General features: G+C 64.7%; 1 protein-coding gene. It reads right to left on the bottom strand.

Annotation, left to right across the window (positions count from 1 at the left end):
• Window positions 1–473: ATP-binding cassette domain-containing protein (locus AC1D0P_RS29035; protein WP_477679899.1), on the bottom strand; the 473-nt coding region annotated here is incomplete at both ends.

Here is a 473-nt window from a genome sequence, read left to right as displayed (position 1 = left end):
GATTGGTCTTGAGGTCTTTCAGGAGAAGCAGGCCTTTGCCCTTGCGATCCTCGGAGAGATAGACGATGCCGGCCCTGAGGCTCGACTTGACGTCCGGAAAGCTCACCGGCTGCCCGTTCAACCGGATCTGGCCCCTGCCGGCCCGCAGGCCGACAATGCCTTCCATCAGTTCCGTGCGGCCGGCGCCGACCAGGCCGGCAAAGCCCAGGATCTCGCCCTTGTGCAGCTTGAAGGAGGCATGCTCGGCGTGGTGCGGGACGCTGAAATCGCTGACCTCGAGCACAGTTCCAGCGGTGGTCGCGGCATGGCGGTCCGGATAGAGTTTCGCCACGTCGCGGCCGACCATCAGCCGCGCCATATCTGCCGGTTCCAGTTCGCTCACCGGATGGCTGGCAACGAGGCGGCCGTCGCGCAGCACGGTCACCTGATCGGCAATCTCCTTCACCTCCTGCAGGCGATGCGAGATGTAGAGC

The organism is Polaromonas sp. P1_G2 (assembly GCF_056405515.1).
Note: the sequence above shows the minus strand (reverse complement) of the source record. Positions and strands in the feature narration are given on the sequence as shown.